General features: G+C 69.8%; 2 protein-coding genes. Both read right to left on the reverse strand.

Features of this window, described 5'->3' with window-relative positions; all coding sequences use genetic code 11:
* Nucleotides 1–1,072: polyketide synthase (locus EB084_25400; GenBank protein ID NDD31601.1), on the reverse strand; the 1,072-nt coding region annotated here is incomplete at its 3' end.
* Nucleotides 1,069–1,371 carry an acyl carrier protein gene (locus EB084_25405; GenBank protein NDD31602.1) on the reverse strand — a complete coding sequence of 101 codons (303 nt, stop codon included), beginning with the start codon at nucleotides 1,369–1,371 and terminating at the stop codon, nucleotides 1,069–1,071. The genes EB084_25400 and EB084_25405, both read right to left, overlap by 4 nt.
* Nucleotides 1,372–1,439: the final 68 nt, after the last annotated feature.

Raw genomic sequence — 1,439 nt, forward strand, 5'->3', positions numbered from 1 at the left:
CCTGCACCTCGGCCCGATCTCCCACGTTCGTCGCAGTGCCGTGGGTCTCGATGTAGCCCACGCTGGCGGGGTCGACGCCGGCGTCTTCGAAGCCGTCGCGCAGCAACGCGATCTGTCCGCTGAGCAGGGGGGTCATGGGGGCATCGGTGTGGCCGTCGCTGTTCCACGCTACCCCGCGGATCACGGCGTAGACGCGGTCGCCGTCAGCCAAGGCGTCATCGAGCCGCTTGAGCGCGACCAGGCCGGCTCCCTCGCCGAGCAGAAACCCCTCGGCGGCACGATCGAAGGGCCTGCAGGCGGTGCGTGCCAGGGCGCCCACGCGGGTGAACCCGGTCATGTTGTCCGGCAGCAGCATCAGGTAGACGCCGCCGGCCAGCGCCAGGGGGGCGGGGCTCCCCGCATGGCGCGCAGGGAGGCCGCGCAGGTGCTGCACGGCCTGCACCACGGAGACGAGGGAGGCGGCGCAGGCGGCGTCGACCACCGTGCAGGGGCCTCCGAGATCATAGGTCTGGGCGATGAGCGCGGCGCACATGCTGAGCAGGCTGCCAGGAATCATGTACGACCGCACGGACATCACCCGCCGGGTGAGGCGGTCGGCGCTTGGGTCGGCATCACCGAAATCGCCCGCCCGCATCTGTCGGCCGCGCATGCCCATCACCATCATGCGCGAGTACTCCGAGACCCCCACGCCCACAAAGGCTGCCGATCGCCGGCGGTCGAAGGCCCGCGCGTCGTGCCCGGCATCGATGAGGGCCTCGCGCGCCAGCTCGAGCATGAGCCGCTGCTGGGCATCGGTCGATTCGCTGCGTCGCGGAGAGAAGCCGAAGTGACGCGCGGCGAAGAGCGCAACATCGTCGATGAAGGCAGCCTGTCCGCAGGGGGTGGCGTGCGGGTCGCGCCCTTCGCTCTGGAACACGCTGTGGGTCCAGCGCTCGGGCGGAACAGGTCGAAAGCTCGTGCGCCGCTCGAGGGTGTTCTTCCACAGCGCCGCGGGGGTCGGCGCGTCGGGGAAGCGGCAGGCCATGCCCACGATGGCCACATCGTGGCCCGCACGCAGCGTGTCGGGGGTCACCGTTGCGCCGCGCCGCCGCCCTGCAAGCGCTGCACGATGTCTTGCAGGTCGCGGAAGGTGCGCGCCTGCATGATCTCATCAGGGTCGATGACGATGTCGAGGGTCTCCTCGAGCACCACGAAAAGCTCCGCCACCGACACCGAGTCGAGCCCAAGGTCGGCGATGAGGCCATCGGCGGTGACGGTGGGCACGTCGCGGTTGGCGACCTGGCGCAGGGCGGTGGTCACCGTGCGTTCGAACTCTGGGTCGAGGGGCTCGGTCAAGGGGGACGCTCTCCCTGGAACTTGGATGCGCTGCAGGACAGCGAGGCGTTTCGCTTCTACGGCAACGGGGGTGTACCTCCCGTAGGGAGACGTCGATAACGTCT

Source organism: Pseudomonadota bacterium (assembly GCA_010028905.1).
Lineage (GTDB): Bacteria > Vulcanimicrobiota > Xenobia > RGZZ01 > RGZZ01 > RGZZ01.